Raw genomic sequence first — 18,644 nt, forward strand, 5'->3', positions numbered from 1 at the left:
GGTGAGGTGAGCGACGAGCGTCGGACGGGGTGACGGAATGGCGGGATGGCGGGCTCAGGCGTTGCGCCGGGCGCGGGCGTACATCTCTTCCGGCTTCGCCATGTACCTCCAGGGCCACTCGGTGTAGGCGCCTCGGAGTTCGCGGAAGACGCGCGGCAGCACGAGGCGCTCGGAGGCCAGGGACAAGGCCATCGCGAAGATGTTGAAGTCCTCCTGCCAGCCCGGCCGACGCACATAGGCGGGGTGGAGGATGCTGTGCTCGGCCGCCTCCAGCAACTCGTCCTGGATCTCCGGCTTGATGAGGCAGTTCTTGCTGTCCGACTCGACCCAGTCCTCGATGTGCGCGACGGCGATCACGCAGCCGAGGCGATGACCCTCGGGCGCCTTGGTGAACGCCTCTCGGGCGAACGCCAGGGCCTCGCCGGGCTCGCCGCCCCAGCGGGGCTGCAACTGCGACACCCACTCGATGTGGGTCTCCAGGTCCAGCGGGTCGCGGCGCAGGGCGGCGTCACGCCGGGTCTCGTTGACCGCGGGGCCCAGCGACATGCCGCGGCCTGAGGTGAGCAGCCGGCGCCAGGGCGTGACCCATTCCGGCCGCAACTCGGCGGCCTCGAGCAGCTGCTCCTCGGCGATGTCGAGCCGCTCGTGGAAGACCCGCCACTGCTCCGGGGTGACGTCCACGGCACGCGCGCGGGTGCGCGCCTCCCAGCCCCAGTGGATGTGGCGCGCCCCCGATATCAGCAGGGCCGTCGCCCGGTGCTCCTTGTCCTCCTCGACGGCCCGTCCGATCCAGTCCTGCACACCGTCCAGGTCGGCCAGTTCACCGAGGACCTGGTGGTCGCGGCCGAGATCGAAGGGGGCCAGCGCCGCCTTGACCGACGGCCAGTCACCCGCGCCGGCCGCCTCCACCAGTGCGAGCACCCGCGCGTCTCCGAGCGCGCGCAGCGTGTACATCCCGTTCTTCGGCCTGCGCGGGGCGGGCAGCGCGTGCGGATCCGCCGCCGGTCTCTCCCCACCCCTGCCGAACAGTCTGCCGAACATGCCGCGCCCTCCCCAGGTTCCGCGTGATCGTCCGGTGCAGCATAAGCGGCCCCACCGACACCGCTTCCACAGGGTTTCCACCGGCGCTTCACGGCTCCGGGCGCCGAAGCCCGAGGCACGGCCCGTTACCCCCGGAGCCGGCCGGGCGCGCCGCCGAACTGGCCGGTCTCGGCTTCTTCCGCGGCCAGTTGCAGCGTGCCGCGGTGCGAGGGAGGTGTCCTCCTCATGGCTGGAGTTGCTCAGGCCCCGCCGAGCGGGCGGGGCCCCGGCCGGGCCGGTCAGCCTTCCCAGCCGCCGAACAGGCCCGCGCTCAGCTGCGCGTCGCAGATGTTGTAGCCGCCGGCCGCGTGACCCTGCTTCGTCTTGCCGTCCACCGTCACCGAGCAGTGGATGTCGCCGGAGCCCTGCAGCTGGGCATTGACCTGGTAGTACATGGCGTCGTTGTTGAGGGGCAGCGTGGCGGTGAACCCGCCGTTCTTCCAGTGTCCCTGGCGGTTGTCGGTGTCCGAGCCGTAGCTGATGTCCAGCGGACCGAGCGCGCCGCTGGGCGCCTTGCCCCACACCTTGAAGACGACGACCTTCTTGCCGCTGTCCTCCTTCTTCGCGCTGGTCTTCGGCTTGTCACCGGCCTTGTCGGCGGCGGGCTTCCCGGCCTTGGACGCGGTGGCCGACGGCTTGGAGCCGGCGGCGCTGCCGGACTTGCCGGAGTCGTCTCCGCTGCCGCCGGCGGCACTGATGATGCCGCCCAGGACGAACAGGGCTACGACGCCGAGACAGCCGAAGCCGACGATCCTTCCCGCCTTCGACTTCTTCGGAGGCTGGGGCTGCTGCGGCGGGGTGCCGTAACCCGGCTGCTGCGGGCCGCCCCAACCGGGCTGCTGGGGCTGCGGGTACTGCTGCTGGTTCATGATCCCCCCAGGGGTTGCGCTGTGTCTTGCGCGTGTGTGACCGGTGAAAGATCCGTGAGGTTGTCTCGAATCGGCGAGAGTCACCCGATCGTGTTCAAACGTGCCTCTGCGGCAAACGGGCGGCTGCGGTGGAGGGGAGGAACCGCGGCGGCCGGACACCGCGCCGGGGAGGCGCCCGTCCGGGCGGCTCCGGCGCGCACGTGACGCCGGCACGCTGCTCCGCGACCGGTCCGGCGGGCCCGCCCGCCCCTCGTGGCCAGGGCGAGGCGCACGCGGACACACGGGCCCCACCGGCGGTTCACTCGCTCACCCCGGCAGCCCCACAAGACCTGCATTGGCATGGCCTTGACCAGCGGAAGACGGCAGCCGCATGGTGAAACCACCTGGCCCGCAGCTGATCTGACCTGCAGTTTGTCAAGGCTGTTTTTTCGTCATGCGGCCCTTCCGAATCGCCTCAAACCGCACGGAGGCTTGATGCACCACAGCGAGATACCCCCCGGATCCCTGGTGATCCACCGCCACAAACCGAGAGGCGGCATGCGGCGGACGGCGGCCGCCGTCACCGCGCTGCTCACACTCGCCGTCACCGCCCTCACCGCCGACCTGGCCACCGGTGCACAGGCCGCCGCTCTCTCGTCCGCCCCGCGCGCTACCACCTCCGCGGGTACGACGGGCTTCGGCTGCGCCCACCCCTCGCACGCGGGACAGGTCCGCTGTTTCGGTGCCTTGAAGGCCCACCGCACGCCCTCGGGCCGCATGTCGCCGTTCACCAGCGGATCCCCGACCACAGCGGGCTACGTACCGTCCGATCTGCGCTCCGCCTACAAACTGGGCGGCACCTCGGGATCCGGCCGGACGGTGGCCATCGTCGACGCCATGGACGACCCGAACGCCGAGGCCGACCTGGCCGCTTACCGCAGGGCCTACGGCCTGCCGTCGTGCACCACCGCCAACGGCTGCTTCCACAAGGTGAACCAGAGCGGCCACGCGTCGCCGCTGCCGTCCGGTGACCACGGATGGGCCGAGGAGATCAGCCTCGACCTCGACATGGTCTCGGCCGCCTGCCCCGGCTGCCACATCCTCCTGGTCGAGGCGAAGTCGGCGAACGTCCCGGATCTCATGGCGGCCGAGGACACGGCCGCCACCACACCGGGCGTCGTCTCCGTGTCCAACAGCTGGGGCGGGACGGAGGACAACACCATCACCTCCTTCGACTCGCACTTCCACCACCCCGGCGTCGCGATCACAGCGAGTTCGGGTGACTCCGGTTACGGCGTCTCCTGGCCGGCCTCCTCCCCGTACGTCACCGCCGTGGGCGGCACCTCGCTGAGCAAGGCGTCCACCGCGCGCGGCTGGACCGAGACCGCCTGGAGCGGCGCGGGCTCCGGCTGCTCGGCGTACGAGGCCAAGCCGTCCTGGCAGCACGACTCCCGATGCGCCGGGCGCACCGTCGCCGACGTGGCCGCGGTCGCCGACCCCAACACCGGGGTGGCGGTCTACGACACGTACAACAACTGCGGCGGCGGAATGCTGTGCGACACCGAGCTGCAACTCGGCCTCGCGCAGGGTGCCGACGGATGGGTCGAGGTCGGCGGCACCAGCGTCTCCTCGCCGATCATCGCGAGCGTCTACGCACTGGCCGGAAACACCGCCCAGGTCGTGGGCGGCTCGTATCCGTACGGCCACCGGTCGGCGCTCAACGACGTCACCTCGGGCAGCAACGGCTCCTGCGGCGGCACTTACCTGTGCACCGCGGGTCCGGGATACGACGGACCGACCGGCCTCGGCACACCCAACGGCACCGGCGCCTTCTGACGGAGGCGCTGTCGGCGGGCAGGGGCCGGCCCGCGTCGCGCACTGCCGCGGCGTGGGCCGGCCCTTGCCTCGTCCCTGCCCTCACCGCTTCACCGCGATGGGACCCGCGCCGAGCCACCCGAAGCGACACCGCGGTTAGCCCGCGGGAATGATTCACCGGTGCCGCAGGGTGAACCGTGCACACTGGCCCCGCGTCGACGGCAGGCCCCGGCGCTCGGCCGTTAGCGTCGGCTCCTGTGCCGCTCAGCTACGCGTTCGTGAACCTCAAACCCGGCGTGGGAAAGACGACCAGCGCCGTCTGGCTGGCCCACGCGCTGCACGCGGCGGGCCTGTCACCGTTGCTGGTGGACTGCGACCCCGCCTCTTCCGCGCTGCGCTGGAGCGAACTGGCCGGCGGCTTCCCGTTCCCCGTGCTGGCCCTTCCCGTGGGCGACGTACACCGGCGGGTGAACGACTTCCTCGACGGCCGAGGGGCAGTGGTGTTCGACGCCCCCCAGTTGGAGGACCACGCCCACATCGCCCGGGGCGTCATGCGGTACGCGAGCGAGTGGATCGTGCCGGTGACCCCGGCCCCGATCGAGCTGGACCGCATGGCCCCCATCGACCGCGAGATGGATGACATGCAGTCCCTGCGCTCCCAGCCGGCCCGCGCCGCGGTCCTGCTGAACCGCACGAACCGTCCCGAGGCCACGCGTACCGGCCCCGACGCCGACGCCCGTGAAGCCCTCACCGAGCGGGGCTTCGACGTGTTGCTCACGCATGTCCCGCGGCTCGACCTGTACTCCCAGTCCTTCGGCAGCCCCATCGAGGTGAAGGGCACGGCGTACATGGACCTCGCCGAGGAGCTCATCAACCGTCAGGAAAGGGTATGAACCAGCGCAAGGACGCCTATCGGGCCGCACTGCAACGTCGGCCGGAGACCACAGCCGCCCCCGCTTCCGCTCCCACCCGAGTCACTCGGCTGGATACCCGCTACGTCAAGGTGACCGTCGAACTGGACCTCGCCTTCGCGCGTGACCTCACCGGCTGGGCCGGACAGCCGCTGTCCGCACTCATGCGCGCCGGCGAGGCAGTCCTACGGCCCCTGAGGCAGGCCCGGTAAGCCGGCCTTCCGCTGCCACGGTGTGACACCAGGCCCCCGACGTACTGGAATCACACCTGGTCAATGACCATCTCTTACGCATGGTCAGGTTATCTTTTCAGCGGTCAAGAGCCACATGCTTCAGCTTTGGGGGACGGCGCGATGAAGCGGCGCATGAAACGGGGCACGCTCTGCGCGGCGGTGACGGGGGCCGTGGTGGCGGCCCTGGCCATAGGTGGCTGCAGCGCGAGCGGCGGCAGTGGGACGCGTCGAGCCGCTCTCGCCTCGCCGCCCGCCGCGACGGGCGGCACGACCGCGCCGCGCGCCGCCGACGCCACGGCCTGGCACAAGTGGGGCCTGACACCGCTGCCCGCTGCCCCGCGGCCTCCGGCCGACAAGCCGGTCAAGCTCTCCGCCACCGGACCGGTTCCGGTCCTCACCCACATACCGACCTCCCAGAAGGTCGTGTTCATCACCGTCGACGACGGGCAGGAGAAGGATCCCCGGTTCATCGAGATGATGCGGGACCTGAAGGTTCCGATCACGATGTTCCTGATGAACGACGCCATCAAGTCGGACTACGGCTACTTCCGGCAGTTGCAGGCGCTGGGCGACCACATCGAGAACCACACCCTGCACCACCCCGTGATGAGCACTCTCCCGCCGGCCCGCCAGAAGGCAGAAGTGTGCGGCGACCAGAAGCTCCTCACCAAGGAGTACGGCACCGCGCCGCTGCTGTTCCGCCCGCCCTACGGCGCGTACAACACCGGCACCAGGACCGCGGTCGCGGAGTGCGGCCCCCGGGCGATCGTCTGGTGGCGGGAGTCCATGCAGAGCCGCAACATCCAGTACCAGGTTCCCGGCGGGAAGCTGCACTCGGGCGACATCATCCTGGCCCACTTCCGCGGCCCCTCGGAGCTCAAGGGCACCACGATGACGCAGATGTTCGCCAGCCTGCTCAAGCGGATACAGGAGCAGGGGTTCGCCGTGGCACGCCTGGAGGACTACATCCAGCCACCGGCCGCATCCACGGGGTGAACCGACGGCCGGCGACACGGTCGCGCGGCACAAGGTCACCGCGCTCCCACCTGCTGAACCGGACTTCCGTCAGTCGCGGGGGCGGAGGCTGGCTTCTTCGAGGTCGAGTTCGTGCTGGATCCGGCGCCGGGTGGCGTTGCTGATCTTGTTCGCTTCGTAGAGGTGCTGGAGCTCAGCCGCCTCGATGGCGATGAGTGTCCGGCGGATCTCGCGATAGGCGTCGGCGGGACGGGCGTCCGGATCACTGTAGTGGGCGTCTTCCACCTGGTGGATGCGCGCCTCCAGATGACGACGGGCCTGCTTCAGCGCGGCCTGCGCGGCGGCACCCAGCTCGGCGAGCTCATCCGGGTCGCCGATCTGCTTGAGCTCTTCGAGAGCGGCATGGGCGATGTGCCGGCGGGTCCGCGCCTCCTCACGAGCGGTGTGCTCCGGTTCCAGAGCGATGCCCGAGCGGCGGACGACAGGGGCCAGGGTGAAACCCTGGAAGACGAGAGTGAGCGCGACGGTCCCGGTGGTGAGCGTGAGGATGAGTGCCCGGTGCGGCAGCGGCGCCCCGGTGTCGGTGACCAGGGGGATGGAGAGCGCGGCCGCCAGTGGCATGACACCTCGGGTGCCCGCCCAGGACAGGACGGCCGGCACGCGCCAGGAGAGCGGGCTGTCGCCCATCCCGTGCCGGTGATGGATCAGGGCGGACAGCGGGAAGATCCACAGCAGCCGGATCGCCAGCAGGGTGAAGGCGATCACCGGCACCCACAGCGGCCAGCCGTGCTCGTCGCGCGCGAGATGGCGGACGACCGACGGAAGCTCGAGGCCGATCAGGGCGAAGACGACGCTCTCCAGCAGGAAGGCCACGGTGTCGTAGACGGCGTGGACCTGGAGGCGGATGGAGGCATTGCTGAGCTTGTGGCCGGTGCTGCCGAGGACGACCCCGGACACGATGACGGCGGTCACGCCGGAGGTGTGCGCCTCCTCCGCGACGACGTAAGAGGCGTAGGGAGTGACCAGTGCGATGACGGTCTCCAGCATGGGGTCGTCGGTCCGTCTGCGGATCAAGGTCACCACCGCGGCGACCGCCGCGCCCACCAGGACTCCTCCGCCCGCGAGAACCAGGAACTGCAGGGCGGTCCCGGACACGCTGATGGCGCTGCCGGTGACCGCGGTGACCACGGCGACCTTGTACAGGACCAGCGACGTGGCGTCGTTGAACAGGCTTTCCGCCTGCACCAGGGCCTGCACGCGCGGGGGGAGGGCCAGGCGCCGGCCCAGCGCGGTGACGGCCACGGGGTCGGTGCTGGCCAGGACGGAGCCGAGGATCAGCGCGGTCGCGGCGGTGAGCGGGGTGAGCGCGGCGGCCACGTACGCGACGCCGACGGCCGAGGCGACGACCAGACCGAAGACCAGTCCGCTCACCGGCCTCCACACGGTGCGCAGGTCGCGGAGGGAGATCTCCCCGGCCGAGGCGTAGAGCAGTGGAGGCAGCACCAGCACGTTGATCACTTGGGGCGGCAGACGCACCTCGGGAACCCAGGGCATCAGACCCACGACCAGACCGGCGATCACGAGGAGTGACGGAGCGGGCAGGCTCCAGCGCCGGGCACCGGTCGCCACCGCGGTGGCCAGGACCACGAGCAGCAGGACAACGGTCAGGCCGGTCATAGAGCGTCCCCAGTGGGTCGACGATCACTGTTCCTGGGCCGTGGGGCGGAGCATGATCTCGTTGATCGCGGCTCGCACCGCGACCCACCGGCGCGGTGCCGCCTGTTCTTCGAAGCTTGCACCACGTGGTCCAAGACCGCCTCCGCACGCTCACCGAACCCGGCTGCGACCGGCCGGCGACAGGCGAGGTCACGTTTCGGTATCCCCGCGCACACCCCTAGGCCGTACCGACTGGTCGGTACTAGCCTCTGCGCACATCGTCCCCGTCCGGACACTGAGACCCCGGGGTTCGGCCCACTGGCCGAACAGTGCTCGTGCCGCCGCACCCCAAGGCGTGCACTGTCCGCATCCACCGCACCGGGCCCATGGGCCCGACCCAGGAGCCGCCGCATGACTGCCGTGCCCGCTTCGCCCGACGACACGAATCTCAGACCGACCGACACCGACACCAGCACGGACACCGACACCGATACCGACGCCGACACCAGCACAGACACCGACACCGACGCCGACGCCGACGCCGACACCAGCACGGATACCGGCACCAGCACGGACACCGGCGCCGGCACGCCGGAAACCCCCCACGGCGCCGCCCTGTTGTGGCGCCGCGAGTTGAACCACTACCCCGTCACCTCACGCCGGATGGCGTACCTGGCGATCGTGGTGCTGACCACCGTGGTCCTGTACTACGCGCTCTACGTGCAGTACGCGGTCGCCACATCGATCATCACGCACTTCCACATGACCTACAGCTACTTCGTGTGGGTCAGCGTCATCGGCAACGCGGTCGGCGCCTTCGCCTCGCTCGTGGCGGGCCTCGCCGACCGCTGGGGCCGCGCCAACATGGTGGTCTACGGGCTCCTCATCGCCGCCCTGCTCAGCCTCGTCGGCCTGCCCAACGCCCCGGACAAGGCCACCTACCTGGCGCTCTTCGCCTGCCTCAGCTTCATCGAAGGCATCGTGCTGGTGGCCACGCCGGCCCTGATCCGGGACTTCTCCCCCCAGCTCGGCCGAGCCACCGCGATGGGCTACTGGACCATGGGCCCGGTGATCGGGAGCCTGGTGGTCACCGTCGTCACCAGCAGCACCCTGTCCTTCGCCGGCTGGCAGGACGAGCTGCGCTACTCCGGCTGGGCCGGGCTTGCCGTCTTCGTGCTGGCGCTGCTGGGGCTGCGCGAGCTGTCGCCCCGGCTGCGGGACCAGATCATGGTCAGCCTCCGCGACCGTGCTCTCGTCGAAGCGCGGGCCAAGGGCACCCGTGCGACGACGGCGGCCACGGGCCACTGGCGGCAGATGCTGCGGCTGGACGTCGTCGGCTCGGCCACCGCTGTCAGCCTCTTCCTCCTGCTCTACTTCGGCGCTGTGGGCAACTTCGTCGTCTATTTCGCCGCCACCTTCGGCTACAGCGAGCAGCGCACCAACGGGCTGGCCAACTGGTACTGGGCGGCCAACGCGCTGGCACTGGTGGCGGCGGGGCTGCTCTCCGACCGGCTGAAGGTGCGCAAGCCGTTCATGCTCCTCGGAGCCATCGGCTCGATCGCGGTCACCGCGCTCTTCGCCCTGCACGCCACGGAGCCGCGCACCGGTTACTACACCTTCGCCGCACTGTTCGTCGCCATCGGTGTGCTCACCGGCGTCACCTACGCACCGTGGATGGCGAGCTTCACCGAGACCGTGGAGAAGCACAACCCGGCCGCCACGGCGACCGGTCTGGCCGTATGGGGATGGATCATCCGGGCGGTGGTGGCGATCTCCACGGCGTTCGTCCCGGTCGTGGTGACGTCGGCCACGCCACTGGTCGAGCACGGCGCCCAGGTGAAGGCCGCGAGCGTCCAGGCCGCGCCCGCGCTGGCCATCATCGACGCGCATCCGCGGCTGTTCGCCGAGCTCAAGGCGTACCCACCGAACGCGGTCCCGCCGGCCCTGGCGGCCCAGGCGGCACACGAGGTCGGGGCCGCCGGTCTGGCGACCGTGCACAAGGCCCAGCCGCAGTTGGCGGTGCTGCAGCGCTACGGATCCCAGGTGCAGAGCGCCTCGGCCCAGGGCCCCGGACAGTGGCGCACCTGGTGGCTGATCTGTGTCGCCGGGCAAGTGCTGTTCCTGCCGTTCATCTTCGTCATGGCCGGCCGCTGGAGCCCGCGCAGAGCCCGCGAGGAGGCGGCGGAACACCAGCGCGCCGTGGATCGTGAACTGGCGGCCCTCGCCGAGGAGGGCGACTGATCCCAGGGCCACTCTGCGGCCCGGGTGGGCAGCCCTTGCGCTGCCCACCCGGGCGCCTCGGTGTCCGAGCGGATTCGTTCTCCGGCGTCCCGGTCCTGATCCGTACGGCGACTCCGGTCACCAGGCCCTTCCGGCCGGCCGGGCGGCCTGCGGCGGGGCCGATGCCCTCGCCGGGGTGTCGTCGGCATCGCGGCGCGGGCGCTCGTCCGGAGCGCGGTCGGCCGCCTCGGCCGCCGCGCCGAAGAAATCACCGCCCTTGCGCTTGGAGTCGTCCGTGCCCCACGCGCGGTCCCCGCGTGCCGGCACCTTCCGCAGATGCGGGATGTGCTTGGCGCAGTGGATGTACGCCTCCTCCACAGTGACCTCCACCCACAGCCGGGCCCGGCGGCCGGGCACGGGCTCGACCGGCAGGTCCGGACGTTCCCGGCGCATCTCCTCGTCGGAGAGGACACGGGCCCGGCCGTTGACGTGGAGGCCGATCCGGTCCTGGAGGAAGTCGATCATGAGAATGCCGACGTGCGGGTTCTCCTGGATGTTGCCGAGGCTGGCGAGGACGCCGTTGCCGCGGTACTCGGGGTAGGCCAGCGTCCTGTCGTCGAAGACCCGGACGAAGCCGGGAGGACCGGCCCGGAAGGTGTTGTCACACTCCCCGTGACGGTCCGAGGTGGCGAGGAAGAACATCTCCTGCCGCGCCGCGAACTCCCGCATCCGCGGGTTGAGCCGGTCGAGCACCTGCTCGTCGTAGAACTTCGCGGCACGGGCCGTGGTGCCCATGCGCTCCTGGAGCCGGTGCTCGCCGTCACTGCCCGGGCGGCCGGGGCGGGAGGGGGGCCGGACGCTGCGGGCATCCGGTACGTGGACCCGCTGGTGCTGGATCGGAGCGGCGTCGCCGCCCTGGACCAGGCCGGCGACTTCGGTACCGGTTGCGGCCGCCCCTTCGCCGTCCTGCCGGGCCTGCCCGGCTTGCGGCGGCCTCGTGTCCACTCCCGGGGGCGCGGCGGCCCTTCCCCCGGGATCCGGCTCCGTGTTCCGGTCCCGGCCGGGGTGCCCGTCCGGGTTGAGGTGAGCGTCCACGTTCCTCTGTGTCTCCTTCAGGCGCTGGTGCCGTGGCCGGAAGTTCGGAAGGGCAGGGTCACGGGTGGCCGCCGGCAGGCTCCCGGTTCGCCCGGTGAGCAGCCTGTCTCCATGCCACCTCCGCGGGCAGACAGCCGGAAGTCCGAGCCGCATGGGCGGAGTTCGCGCACCGGCTGACGCAACCTCGGGGTTCAACGCGCACGACCGCCTGGCCGAGCCGGTCTCAGACCATACCCGGCCGGGGTGGACGTACAAGGGGCCGCTCCCCGACGCATCCGCAAACACCCGATTCATGGGGCACTGTCCGCGGCCTGGAAGATCACGGTTCCGGGCGGTCGGTCGCGAATCGCCGTAATCGCCTCTGCAGGCTCCGTACGGCACGCTCGATCCCGGCGTCGCGGTCGACGAGCGAGCCCGGCGGCGTCGACGTCCGCGCGGCGCCGAAGCGGCATTCCGGCGGCCGGAGGCGGGTGCCGGTGTTCCGCGCCGGTTCCTCCTGGTACCAGCCGCTCCAGCTACTCCCCCAGCACCAGCCGCTCCAGTGCCACCCGCGCCCGTGCGTCGGACCGTGCACGGGCCGCGACCGCGACCGCGAGCTCCCGCACCCACTCGTCGAGCGCCACCGAGCGCCGCGAGAGCACCACGCCGCGGACCTCCTCGCACACCTCGCCCTTGGGCTGCCCGCCCCTCAGGTCGAGCACCAGGCGCTGCTCTCCGAGGAGGACCTCGACCCGGTCGACGCGGCCGTCGCGCCCGGACAGCCGGTCGGCCATGCTCCGTCTGCGCTCGATGACGACGGCACCCGGCGGCAGCGCCTCCGCGAGTGTCCCGCTGAGCACCTGGGCGTAGACGTTCAGGTCGGCGGCGTCCCTGCGCAGCGCGGCCGTCAGCAGGTCGATGGAGTCCGGTTCCCCGGCGGGTTCGAAGGGGGCCGGGTCGTGTGGCGAGGTCATCGCGGGGCCTCTCGTGGGTGTGCCGTTCCTGCGGGTCTGCTGGGCCGGGCGTTCAGCCGTCCAGGCTGAGCACCATCGTCGGGCGCTCGATGACGTGGTCCTCGCGCAGCGGCCGTACGGCCGTGCCGATCGCGAAGAACTCCGTGGTGTGACCGCCCCAGCGGTGGTTGTGCGCATTGAGCTGCACGCCGACGACGCCCTCCGCGCGCAGTTCCTCCGCCTCGTGCTGCATCCGCGCCATCGCCAGCTCCCGGGCGTCGTACAGCGCTTGCGTGAACTGCTCGATCTCCACGTTCTTGCCGATGTTGGAGAACATCTGCCCCATCTTCTGGTGCGCTATGTGGTAGACGCAGGTGCCCATCACCATGCCCAGGGGGGCGTAGCCGGCGCGGATGAGCGTCCAGAAGTCCTGACCGTTGAGGTCCGAGGTGAACGGCTGCCCCTTGAGGTTGCGCCAGCTGCCGCCGCCCGCGCCCGGCGCCGGGTGATCGGCCTTGACGGCCGTACCGATCGCGATGAACTCGGCGATGTCGCTGCCGAATTCGCGCGCCTCGACGCTCAGCCGCACACCGACGATGCCGTCCGCGCCCAGCTGGGCCGCCTCCGCCTCCATGCGGGTCATCGCCAGCTCACGGGCGTGGTACATCGCCTGGCTGAGCGTCGTCAGCTCCTGGTTCTTGCCCCAGCGGCCCAGCTGGACGCCCACGTGGTAGATCGAGCTGCCCAGGACGAGGCCGATGGGCCGGAACCCCGCCTCGCGCACCAGCAGGAACTCGTTGACCGACAGGTCGCTGGTGAAGATCGAACCGGGCCTGCCCGGCTGCAGCTCGGCCAGCCGCCGCATCGCGTCGGCCGGCACCCCCTGCGCGGCGGACATGCCGTGGGGAGTGCCGTCGGCGGGGTTGAAGACGTTCATGAACGGGTTCCCCTCATCGCGTATCGGTGGCGGTACGGCGCATGGTCCGCCGGCGTCGTTCCGGGTCGAGCGGCATCACGGTGAGCGTGCGGGGCGGCGCCTTTCGTGCCGCGAAGCGGGCGACGGTGGTACCGAGCAGCGTCGCCTCGGCCACGTGGTCCGTCTGGTCGTCGTTGCTCCTGCGCATGCACGACTCGCCCCAGACGCGCAGGCGGCCCCCGGAGAGGATCACGCCGTCGCCGCCCCGCCGCCCCGTCTGCGCCGACAGGTGCGCACGGGCGTCGGAGCGCACCGCCTGAACGAGCTCGGTCCAGCCGCCGACCTCGGTGTTCCGCCACGAGCGCGTCTGTGCCCGGGTGCCGTAGTCGTCGTGGCGTACGCCTACGGACATCCCGTACAGCAGTTCCACCGGGACCCATCCCGCGGTGACCAGCTTCGCGAACCCCTGGCCGTCGAGGTGGCAGGTGAACGGCTGTGGGGCCCGTACCGTCCCGGCCGCGCGCACCGCGGTTCCGATCACCTTGAACTCCAGGCAGTGGGGCTGCGCCACGAAGGGCGCCACGGTCAACTGCGCCGCGACGACGCCGTCGCCGCCGAGAGCCGAGCACTCGGCGGTCATCCGGTCGAGCGCCGAGCGACGCGCCCGGTCGAGCACCTCGACGAGCCCGGCGGACGGCGCGCCGCGTCCGGAGAGCGCTATGGGCGCCGGGGCGCCGCTGAAGGCGAACCGCACGCCCCCGTAGAGACAGTCGTGATAGCCCCAGTACCGGCCGCTGCGCGCCACGTGGTAGACGGCCGAGCCCATGACCTGGCCCACCGGCTCGAACCCCACGGCGCGCAGCGCGGCGAACTCACCGGTGGACAGCGCCGAGGACCACGTCCCGCTGCCCCGCACCTCCGCGATGCGCGCGGCTGCCACCGGGGGCAGCCCCGCCCCCGTCCAATCCCCGCCCATGGACACCAACTCCCCGCTTCGTGCCCCGCCCGAGGGCACAGCGGCCCGAGTCTATGCCCGGGCGCAGGACCGATCCGAGTGAGGTCGGCACCCGTCCTCGGCCGAACCGCCGAGGGTGGTGGTCAGTTGACCTCCCGGTCCAGGCCGGACCAGTACGGCCGGCGGAGCTTGAACTTCTGGATCTTGCCGGTGGCCGTACGGGGGATGGCATCGCGGAACTCGACACTCGTCGGCGCCTTGTAGCCCGCCAAGCGCTGCTTGCAGTGGGCGATGATGTCGGCCTCGGTCGCCGTGGCTCCCTCGGCGAGCACCACGAGGGCCTTGACCGTCTCGCCCCACTTCTCGTCCGGCACCCCGATGACGGCGACCTCGGCGACCGCCGGGTGGCTGAAGACGGCGTCCTCCACCTCGATGGACGACACGTTCTCGCCGCCTGTGATGATCACGTCCTTCTTCCGGTCGGAGATCGTCAGGTGACCGTCGGACTCGTCGATCGTGCCTCCGTCGCCGGTGTGGAACCATCCGCCTTCCAGAGCCACGGCGGTCTCCTGCGGCTTCTCCCAGTAGCCGTCCAGCACGACGTTCGACCGGGCCAGGACCTCGCCGGTCCCGGAGACCTTCAGCCTGACCCCGAGCGCGGGCAGGCCGGCACGGGACAGCTTGCGCGCCCGCTCCTCAGCGGGCAGTCCCGCGTCCGCCGGCCTGGACCGATTGAACGTGAGCAGCGGGGACGTCTCGGTCAGGCCGTAGATCTGCGTGAACTCCCAGCCCAGTTCCTCCCCCACCCGCTGGATCAGCGTGCTCGGCGGCGGCGCCCCCGCGCACACGATCCGCACCCGGTCACGGCCGGGGATCTCACCCTCCCATGAAGCCGCCGCGTCCAGCACCGCCTTCCACACCGCCGGCGCACCGCACATGAGCGTCACGCCGTGCCGGTCGACCCGGCGCAGGATCTCGGCGCCGTCGACCTTGCGCAACACCACCTGCTTCACGCCCAGTCCGGCCATCACGTAGGGCATGCCCCAGCCGTTGCAGTGGAACATCGGCAGCGTGTGCATGTACACATCGCGCTCCCACGCCCTGGTGTGCAGCCCGAAGGTCATCCCGTTCACCCAGATGTTGCGGTGGGTCAGCTGCACCCCCTTCGGGCGGGCGGTGGTCCCCGACGTGTAGTTGATCGTCGCGGTGGCGTCCTCGTCCGGGTCCGACCACGGGCGGGGGGCCACGCCGAACCGCATCAGCTCGGTCTCCGTCTGCTCCCCGAGCACGAACCGGTGACGCGCCTTGACCCCGGACAGCGCCTCGTCCAGCTCCGGGTCGACGAGCAGCACCGACGAACCGCTCTGCCGCACCACGTACTCGACCTCCTCGGGCCCCAGGCGGAAGTTGACCGGCACGCAGATCCGACCGCTCATCGGCACCGCGAACAGCAGCTCCAGCAGCCGTGCGGAGTTGTGGCTGACCACCGCCACCCGCTCACCCTCACCCACGCCCAGCGCATCCAGCCCCGCCTGCCAGGCGCGCACCCGCTCGGCCAGCCGCCCGTACGTCGCCTCCGGTACCGGCGGTCCTGGCTGATCCGGCTCGTCCACCACACCGGTGTCGGAGGCGAAACCCCACTCGGCCCGCTCGAGAAAGTCGGCGACCGTCATCGGAACACGCATAGCTCACTCTCCTGCGTCCGGAACGACTACGTCACGGGAACCCCCGTGCTTGCCGGTGGTCTACCCCGCCGGGCGCTGTCCGCTCGTGCCGGCCGTGCCACCGCGCACGCCCGCCGCGTCGAGCAGATGGCCGGCCACGGTGCGCGCGCCGTCGTCGCCGACGAGCACGGTGTAGTGGTTGACGCCGGGCACCCGGTGCGTCGCCGGCCGGGCGGGGTCGAGGCCGGCGGCGGCCAGCCGCTGCTCGTCGTACAGTCCCTGTGGCTCGTCCATCAGGCCCCGGTCGGCCCACAGAAGCCGGGCGGGCAGCTTCAGGTGACGTACCGCGGTCAGCACCTCCGGATCGCACAGTACCTGTGTGCCGTCGACGCGCACAGCGTCGCGGACGCAGGACGAGCGCAGTCGCGGTTCCGCGCCGACGAGGTCGCGTTGGATGTAGGCGTCCACCCACGGCGACCACGAGCCGGAGAAGGCCGGATGATCCCGCCAGTAGTCACGGTATGCCTGCCGGTCGGGGAAGGTCATGGCCAGCCGGCGCACCGGATGCCGTCGCGGACGGCCTCCGCGTCGTCCGCGCACACGACGCCGGTGTCAGCCGCGGGCCGCACCGTGAGCGCGGTTGACGGCCGCCATGACCGCCTGCACGGAGGCGGTCAGGATGGAGGTGTCCCAGCCCGCGCCCCACACGTCCTGGCCCGCGGTGCGGCAGTGGGCGTAGGCGGCCGCCGGGGCGTCCGGCCCGGTGGCGGTGGCGTGCTCGCTGCAGGTGAGGATGTCCACCGTGACACCGGCCTGCGCCAGGGCGTCGGTCAGCGCGGCGAGCGGACCGTTCCCGGTACCTCGCACGGGAGTCCGGCCGGCGTCGGAGACGACCGTCGTGGTGAACACGTGCTCCGCCCCGTTCCGCCGGGTGGTCCAGCTGTCCAGCAGGTAGGGCCCGTCGTCCGCGGGTGCGAGGTAGGCGGCGTGGAACAGCTTCCACAGTTCCTCGCCGGACAGTTCCCGGCCGGTGTCGTCGGTGACCCGCTGCACCGTGCGGTAGACGTCCGGTCGCATGGCCGGGGGCAGGTCGAGCCCGTGGCCGGTGTGCAGGAGGTGCGCGATGCCGCCCTTGCCGGACTGGGAGTTGACGCGGATCACTTCCTCGTAGGTGCGGCCGATGTCCGCCGGGTCGATCGGCAGGTACGGCACGTTCCACGGCGCCTCGGACGCGGGGAGGCCCAGGTCTTCGGCGTCCTGGGCGTGACGGACGAGTCCCTTGGAGATGGCGTCCTGGTGGGTTCCGGAGAAGGCGGTGTGCACCAGGTCCCCTGCGTACGGGTGGCGCACGTGGACCGGGACGCGGATGCACTCTTCGACGGTCCGGCGTACGGCGTCGATGTCGGAGAGGTCGATCATCGGGTTGACGCCCTGCGTGTAGAGGTTCAGCATCAGCGTGACCAGGTCCACGTTCCCGGTGCGTTCCCCGTTGCCGAACAGACAGCCTTCCACACGCTGGGCGCCGGCCAGCACAGCCAGTTCCGCGCAGGCGACGCCGGTGCCCCGGTCGTTGTGCGGGTGGACGGAGAGGATCACCGAGTCGCGGAGGTCCAGATGCCGGTCCATGTACTCGATCTGGTCCGCGTAGACGTTGGGGGTGGAGATCTCCACCGTCGCCGGGAGGTTGATCACCACGGGGCGGTCCGGGGAGGCGCCCCACAGGCCGATGACGCTGTTGCACACGTCGAGAGCGAAGTCCGGCTCGGTGAGGTTGAAGACCTCCGGGGAGAACTCGAACCTGACGTCGGCTCCCGCCAGTTTCTCCTCGGCGCGGCGCATCAGATGCCCCGCAGCGTCCAGGATCAGCTTCTTGAGCTCGGCGCGGTCGCGGCCCAGCACCACGTTCCGCCAGGTGGGAGCGCAGGGCGTGTACATGTGCACCAGGACCCGGCGCAGCCCGGCCACGGAGTCGATGGTGCGGTCGATCAGCTCGGGGCGGGCCGGAGTGAAGACCGAGACGGTCACGTCCTCCGCGACGGCGCCGCTGGTGGCCAGGTGGCGCACGAAATCGAAGTCCGTCCGGCTCGCCGAGGGATAGGCGACCTCGACCTCCTTGAAGCCCATCGCGCACAGCAGGTCGAACATCCGGCGCTTGCGCGCGGTGTCCATCGGCTCGGGGAGTGCCTGGTTGCCGTCCCGCAGGTCGACCGGCACCCACAGCGGCGCCGCCTCGGCCCGGCGTGACGGCCACTGCCGTTCCGTGTCCGTCAGGGGGACCTCGACGCGGTCGTGGGCGGGCCGATAGCGGTGGTGCGGCATGCTGCTGGGCCGCTGCGGATTCCACGCCGGGGCGCCTGCCGGGATCTCACCGGCCGGAGTGCGCAGCGTGGGGAACGCGGACTTGTCGGGAACGGTCACGATGGGCTTCCTTCACCTCGGTTCGGCCGACCGGCGCACGCCGGAGCCCCGCTGCGGGGTGCCGGTCGTGTCAGGCCCCGCAGCGGCAGCCGAGGAGAAGGAGGAAGCCACGCAGTGTCACGGGAGATACACTAACTACACGTCAGCTCCTCAGACAACCTGATAAGTGATCGGACTCGTCATGCCCCTGGACGCACTGCGCCCCAACTCCCTGGTCGACCAGGCCACCCAGCGCCTCCGCGAGGAGATCGCCTCCGGGACCTGGGCCGTGGGTACCAGGCTCCCGGGCGAAACCGCCCTCGCCAGAACGCTCGGCGTCGGCCGTTCCACCGTCCGCGAAGCCCTGCGCGCCCTCGCCGGCGCGGGTCTGGTGCAGGCCCGGCAGGGCGCCGGCGTGTTCGTCACCGCGACCACCCCGCAGGAGGACTGGCCCACCCGGCTGCGGCAGTCCGCCATCACCGACGTCTACGAAGTCCGCGCCATGCTGGAGGTCGAGGCCGCACAGCTCGCCGCGCGGCGCCGCACGCCCGACGACGTCACCGCCCTCAACGACGCGCTGGAACGGCGCCGCCAGGCCGCCACCGGCACCAACGCCGAGTTCGTGGACGCGGACATCGACCTGCACGCCGCCGTTGTCGCCGCCGCGCACAACCCGGTGCTGACAGCCCTGTTCACCGAGTTCCTGCCGTCTCTGCGGGAGGGCCTGATCGACCTTCTCAAACTCGCCGGCCTGCGCACCGCCGACCCTCACCACGGTGAAGTCGCGCACGCGGCACTGGTCGAGGCCGTGGTACGCGGCGACGCGGAAGCCGCCGGAGACATCCTGCGCACGGAACTCGAGCAGACTCTCGCACGCCTCAAGGCCGTCTGACAGCCGCCGGCCCCATCGCCCGTTACCGCGTGGTCCTGGCCCCATCGCCCGTTAC

At 71.2% G+C, this 18,644-nt stretch carries 15 protein-coding genes and 1 pseudogene; 6 read left to right on the forward strand and 10 right to left on the reverse strand.

Translation table 11 applies throughout. The annotated features are described in order from the left end of the window. Positions 1-54 precede the first annotated feature (54 nt). The gene (locus tag ABB07_RS05720; RefSeq protein WP_208897683.1) at positions 55-1,041 is read right to left on the reverse strand and encodes a hypothetical protein; all 987 of its coding nucleotides are present in this window, start codon (positions 1,039-1,041) and stop codon (positions 55-57) included. A gap of 278 nt (positions 1,042-1,319) precedes the next feature. Further along, positions 1,320-1,949: a hypothetical protein gene (locus tag ABB07_RS40550; RefSeq protein ID WP_244189226.1), complete on the reverse strand. Its 630-nt coding sequence runs from the start codon at positions 1,947-1,949 to the stop codon at positions 1,320-1,322. Between the two features lie 537 nt (positions 1,950-2,486). Here ABB07_RS40550 and ABB07_RS05730 point away from each other — a divergent pair. The 4 genes from ABB07_RS05730 (at position 2,487) to ABB07_RS05745 (ending at position 5,883) form a co-directional block, all read left to right on the forward strand. Continuing rightward, positions 2,487-3,764, forward strand: coding sequence for a S53 family peptidase (locus ABB07_RS05730; RefSeq protein WP_208903295.1), 1,278 nt, complete (start codon positions 2,487-2,489; stop codon positions 3,762-3,764). A gap of 236 nt (positions 3,765-4,000) precedes the next feature. After that, positions 4,001-4,636, forward strand: coding sequence for a nucleotide-binding protein (locus ABB07_RS41490; RefSeq protein ID WP_279617378.1), 636 nt, complete (start codon positions 4,001-4,003; stop codon positions 4,634-4,636). Then, positions 4,633-4,866, forward strand: coding sequence for a hypothetical protein (locus ABB07_RS05740; protein WP_208897685.1), 234 nt, complete (start codon positions 4,633-4,635; stop codon positions 4,864-4,866). Before ABB07_RS41490 ends, ABB07_RS05740 begins: the two co-directional genes overlap by 4 nt. A 153-nt stretch (positions 4,867-5,019) precedes the next feature. Then, on the forward strand, positions 5,020-5,883 hold the full coding sequence (locus ABB07_RS05745; RefSeq protein WP_208897686.1) for a polysaccharide deacetylase family protein: 864 nt from the start codon (positions 5,020-5,022) through the stop codon (positions 5,881-5,883). A 69-nt stretch (positions 5,884-5,952) separates the two neighbouring features. On the opposite strand, the gene ABB07_RS05750 is transcribed toward ABB07_RS05745, so the two are convergent. Further along, positions 5,953-7,539 carry a Na+/H+ antiporter gene (locus ABB07_RS05750; RefSeq protein WP_208897687.1) on the reverse strand — a complete coding sequence of 529 codons (1,587 nt, stop codon included), beginning with the start codon at positions 7,537-7,539 and terminating at the stop codon, positions 5,953-5,955. Between the two features lie 390 nt (positions 7,540-7,929). Between ABB07_RS05750 and ABB07_RS05755 the strand changes: the two genes are divergently transcribed. Further along, on the forward strand, positions 7,930-9,759 hold the full coding sequence (locus tag ABB07_RS05755) for an MFS transporter (protein WP_208897688.1): 1,830 nt from the start codon (positions 7,930-7,932) through the stop codon (positions 9,757-9,759). 117 nt (positions 9,760-9,876) lie between these two features. On the opposite strand, the gene ABB07_RS41960 is transcribed toward ABB07_RS05755, so the two are convergent. The 7 genes and pseudogenes from ABB07_RS41960 to ABB07_RS05790 all read right to left on the reverse strand — a co-directional run bounded on the left by ABB07_RS41960 (position 9,877) and on the right by ABB07_RS05790 (position 17,619). Then, positions 9,877-10,833 (reverse strand): pyridoxamine 5'-phosphate oxidase family protein, encoded by a 957-nt coding sequence (locus ABB07_RS41960; RefSeq protein WP_425264685.1) that lies wholly within the window; start codon positions 10,831-10,833, stop codon positions 9,877-9,879. A 515-nt stretch (positions 10,834-11,348) separates the two neighbouring features. After that, positions 11,349-11,786 (reverse strand): hypothetical protein, encoded by a 438-nt coding sequence (locus tag ABB07_RS05765; RefSeq protein WP_208897689.1) that lies wholly within the window; start codon positions 11,784-11,786, stop codon positions 11,349-11,351. A gap of 52 nt (positions 11,787-11,838) precedes the next feature. Then, positions 11,839-12,702, reverse strand: coding sequence for a heavy metal-binding domain-containing protein (locus ABB07_RS05770; RefSeq protein ID WP_244189227.1), 864 nt, complete (start codon positions 12,700-12,702; stop codon positions 11,839-11,841). 13 nt (positions 12,703-12,715) lie between these two features. Further along, entirely contained in the window at positions 12,716-13,657 is a 942-nt protein-coding gene (locus tag ABB07_RS05775) for a heavy metal-binding domain-containing protein (RefSeq protein WP_208897690.1), read from the reverse strand. 122 nt (positions 13,658-13,779) lie between these two features. Continuing rightward, a complete protein-coding gene (locus tag ABB07_RS05780; protein WP_208897691.1) occupies positions 13,780-15,321 on the reverse strand; it encodes an AMP-binding protein in 1,542 nt (513 codons plus the stop codon). A gap of 60 nt (positions 15,322-15,381) precedes the next feature. Then, a pseudogene (locus ABB07_RS05785) lies at positions 15,382-15,855 on the reverse strand (alpha/beta hydrolase); the annotation flags it as partial. A 57-nt stretch (positions 15,856-15,912) separates the two neighbouring features. Beyond that, entirely contained in the window at positions 15,913-17,619 is a 1,707-nt protein-coding gene (locus ABB07_RS05790) for a 2-isopropylmalate synthase (RefSeq protein ID WP_208903298.1), read from the reverse strand. Positions 17,620-17,899: 280 nt separating this feature from the next. On the opposite strand from ABB07_RS05790, the gene ABB07_RS05795 reads away from it, so the two are divergent. Beyond that, the gene (locus ABB07_RS05795; protein WP_208903299.1) at positions 17,900-18,589 is read left to right on the forward strand and encodes a FadR/GntR family transcriptional regulator; all 690 of its coding nucleotides are present in this window, start codon (positions 17,900-17,902) and stop codon (positions 18,587-18,589) included. Positions 18,590-18,644: the final 55 nt, after the last annotated feature.

Source organism: Streptomyces incarnatus, from assembly GCF_001027185.1.
Taxonomy (GTDB): domain Bacteria; phylum Actinomycetota; class Actinomycetes; order Streptomycetales; family Streptomycetaceae; genus Streptomyces; species Streptomyces puniciscabiei.